General features: G+C 72.4%; 1 protein-coding gene. It reads right to left on the reverse strand.

The features are described 5' to 3' along the window. Positions 1 to 19: 19 nt before the first annotated feature. Entirely contained in the window at positions 20 to 3,919 is a 3,900-nt protein-coding gene (locus ACFU99_RS35475; RefSeq protein ID WP_384400282.1) for an amino acid adenylation domain-containing protein, read from the reverse strand. Positions 3,920 to 4,150 lie beyond the last annotated feature (231 nt).

Genomic DNA, 4,150 nt, shown 5'->3' on the forward strand with positions numbered 1-4,150 from the left:
GGTTTCGATGAAGGTGTCATCAGTTCTCCCGCGCCGGGACCGGATCGAGCCTCCGCTCCGGCGGCGGCTGCGTACGGGACGCGGACGCCGTGATGCGGGCCAGTTCGGCCTCGATCACCGCGGCCACCTGCGGAATCCCGTCGTCCTCCAGGAGCTCCCAGTGGTCGCAGGTCATCGGCTCCACCAGGTAGTCGCCCTCGGCGCGACGGCGCCAGAAGGCGCGTACGTCGGCCAGGAAGTCCTCCTCGGCGCCCTCGACGGCCTGCATCAGATACAGCCGGGCCGTGGTCGACGTCGGCTGGTAGTGGCGCGCGGACTCCCGGTTGTGGCAGTAGATGCGGTAGTACTGCTCGATCTGCTCGTCGTCGATGCCCGGGTACATGCCGTTGAACCTGACGAGCTTGTCGCGGAACTCGGCCATGCTCACGTGCTCGATGCCGGGGCGGTTGTCCGGGTCGTCGCTGCCCTGCGCGTCGAGCAGGACGACGCTGAAGTCGGTGCGCCCGGCCTCCGCCAGCTGCTTGCCCATCTCGTGGGCGATCAGCCCGCCGAAGGAGAGCCCGGAGATGACCAGCGGGCCGTCCGGCAGCGGTTCGATGAGCCGCAGATAGGACGCGGCCATGGCCTCGACCGTGGGCAGGAAGGTCTCGCCGGGGTTCACGCCGGGCGACTGGATGCCGTAGACGCCGCAGTCGGGCCCGAGCGCCTTGGCGAGCGAGAGGTAGCAGAAGGCGGTGCCGCCCGCCGGGTGGACGCACACCACGTTGGGCCCGGAGCCCTTGCGGAACTCGATCAGGTTGCTCGGCGGCCTGCCGTCGGCGCCCCGCCGCAGCCGTCCGCCCAGCTCCTCGATGGTGGGGTGCAGCATGATGTCCCGCAGCGGCAGGTTCTCGCCGAACTCCTCCTGGACGGCGTGGGCCATCTTGATCGCGGAGATCGAGCTGCCGCCGATGTCGAAGAAGCTGTCCCGGATGCCGATCTCGGAACGCAGCAGCAGCCGCTGCCAGATCTGATAGAGCGACAGCTCGATGTGGTCGCGCGGGCTCGCCGTGTTGACCTGTACGGGGCCGCCGTCGCGGGCCCGCGCCAGCAGCGCCTCCCGGTCGAGCTTGCCGTTGACGGTCAGCGGCAGGCTCGGCAGCTCCACGAAGAGCGCCGGGAGCATATAGCCCGGCAGCCGCCGCGACAGCGCCTCGCGCCACTCGCCCGCCGACCACGGCTCGGCCTCGCCGCGGCCGACGCAGGCCACCAGCCGCTGCTCGCCGGTCGGCCCGTCATCCGCCAGCACCGCCGCCTCGCGCACGCCGGACTGCTCCAGCAGCACCGCCTCGATCTCGCCGGGCTCGATGCGGAAGCCGCGCAGCTTGACCTGGCGGTCGCCGCGGCCCAGGAACTCGATGTCGCCGTCCGGCAGCCGCCGCGCGAGATCGCCGCTGCGGTACATCCGCTCGCCGGGTACGAACGGGTCGGGCACGAACCGCTCGGCGGTCAGGTCCGGCCGGCCCAGGTAGCCGCGGGTCAGCCCCGCGCCGCCGACGTAGAGCTCGCCCGCCACGCCGACCGGCACCGGCTCCAGCCGCTCGTCGAGCAGATAGACACGGGTGTTGGCCAGCGGCCGGCCGATGGGGCACTGCCGTGCCGCGGGCGTCGGATCGACGTAGGCGGTGCAGTAGACCGTGGTCTCCGTCGGCCCGTAGCCGTAGAGGACGCGCAACTCGGGCATCAGCCGCGTCATGCGGTACAGCGCCCCCTCGGGCAGCGACTCCACGCCCGTCAGCAACTGCCGCACCTTCAGCCCCGCCAGACGCTCCTCGGGGGCCTCGTCGATCCACTTGACGAACGCCGGCGGCAGGAACGTCTGCACGATCTGATGCGTACGCAGCCAGTCCATCAGCGCGCCCGGGTCGCCGCGCAGCTCCTCCGGCACCAGGTGCAGGGTGCCGCCGGTGGTCAGCGGCAGCAGGGTCTCCTGCACCGACGAGTCGAAGCCGATGCTCGACCAGAGCGCCGCACCCTCGCCGGGCTCCGCCCCGAACTGCCCCAGCCCGTGGTCCAGCAGGTTGAGCACGTTGCCATGGGTCGCCGCCACGCCCTTGGGGCGGCCCGTCGAACCCGACGTGTAGATCACATAGGCCAGTCCGGCCGGGTCGTTCACGATGCCGGGCGGCTCCTCGCCGACGCCCTCGGCCTCGACCGCCGTCAGCGGCGACCAGCCCGCGGGCGGCTCGGCGGCGTCGCTCAGCACCAGGGCGGCATCCGCCACCATCGCCGTCAGCCGCTCCACCGGCAGGACGGGATCCATCGGCACATAGGCGGCCCCGGCCTTGAGGACGCCCAGGATGCCGACCACCAGACCCGCCGAGCGCCCCGCGTGCAGGCCGACCCGCTGTCCGGGGCGCACCCCGCGGGCGATCAGTACGTGCGCCAGCCGGTTGGCGCGCCGCTCCAGCGTGCCGTAGTCCAGTTGCCCGTCGGCGCTCACCAGCGCCGCCCGGCCCGGGTTGGTCCGCGCCTGCTCCTCGAAGCGCTCGACGACACCGCCCGGCGCACCGGCCCGGACGCCGCCGTTCCAGTCCACCAGCGCCTGCCGCCGCTCCCGCTCGTCCAGCAGCGACACGGCCCGCGCCGGTCGCGAGGCGTCCTCGGCCATCTGGGTGAGCACCCGCCGCAGGTAGGCGCCGTAGCGCTCCGCGGTCGCGGCGTCGAAGAGGGCGTCCGCGTAGTCCAGGCTGCCGGTGACGCGGCCGTCCTCCTCCGACAGCGTCAGCGTCAGATCGAACTTGGCGACCTCGTACGGCGATTCCAGCGGCGACACCTCGACGCCGGGCAGGTCCAGGTCGCCGCCCGCCCCGCCTTCGTCGGTCTGCCAGGCGAACATCGTCTGGAACAGCGGCGTATGGGCCTGGCTGCGCGGCGGGTTGACCAGCTCCACGACCCGCTCGAACGGCAGGTCCTGGTGGTCCATCGCGGCCAGCGCGGTCGTCCGGACCCGCCCCAGCAGATCCGCCACCGCCGGCCCGCCGGAGAGATCGATCCGCAGCGCCAGCGTGTTGACGAAGAAGCCGATCAGGCCCTCCAGTTCGCTGCGGCGGCGGTTGGCCACGGGCGTGCCGATCACCACGTCGTCCTGGCCCGACAGCCGGGAGAGGGTCAGCGCCCAGCCCGCCAGCACGGTCATGTACAGCGTGCTGCCGTTGCGGCGGCCCAGCTTCTTGAGCGCGTCGGTGAGCTCCGCGCCGAAATCGAGCCGTACCGACCCGCCGCGGTAGTCCTGTTCGGCCGGGCGCGGCCGGTCCGCGGGCACCTCCAGCAGCGCCGGGGCCGCCGCCAGCGCCGACTTCCAGTACGCGCCCGCCTTGGCCGGGCCGTCCTCGGACAGCCCCTGCCGCTGCCAGGCGGCGTAGTCCGCGTACTGCACCGGCAGGGGCGGCAGCGGGTCCTGGCCGCCGCGCCGGAACGCGGCGTACAGCTCCCCGAGTTCCCGCGTCAGGACCGTCATCGACCAGCCGTCCGACACGATGTGATGCAGCGTCAGCAACAGGGCGTGGTGGTCGGCGCCCAGCGTGATCAGCCGCCCGCGCGCGGGCGCGGCCCCGGCCAGGTCGAACGGCTCGGCCGCCTCCTCGCGTGCCAGCTCCCCGAGCCGCTCCTCGGCGTCGGGCAGCCCGGACAGGTCGTGGGCGCGCAGGGCGAACCCCTCGTCGGCCGGGCCGACCTCCTGGAAGGGCGTGCCCGCCGCGGCGGGGAACCGGGTCCGCAGCACCTCGTGCCGGGCCGCCAGCGCGTCCAGAGCGCGGGTCAGCGCCGCCCGGTCCAGAGGTCCGCGCAGCCGCAGCGCCAGCGGCATGTGGTACGCCTCGCTCGCGCCCGGCAACTGCGCCAGAAACCACAGCCGCTGCTGGGAGAAGGACAACTCCATTGGCGCCGCGCGGTTCTTCAGCGGTTCGATGGCGGTCTGCTTCCGCGTCGCGGAGGTGCGATCGGAGGCAGAATTACGGAACGTCTGATTCGCCGACAAAACCAGCCCTTTCCCTGTGGGGGAGGCTCAATCACTTCGGATCATTGTGGATCGCTGGATGACTTCGGTTCGCTTCGGTTCGCTTCGGTTCAGTGGACCACTGGGCATCATGAGGTATTGACGCGATTGATC

Origin of the sequence: Streptomyces sp. NPDC057654, assembly GCF_042800135.1 — a bacterium.
Lineage (GTDB): Bacteria > Actinomycetota > Actinomycetes > Streptomycetales > Streptomycetaceae > Streptomyces.

What these genes read in the sequence shown, in the direction of transcription:
- ACFU99_RS35475 (WP_384400282.1), bottom strand. Translation starts at nt 3,919, where the DNA reads ATGGAGTTGTCCTTCTCCCAGCAGCGGCTGTGGTTTCTGGCGCAGTTG.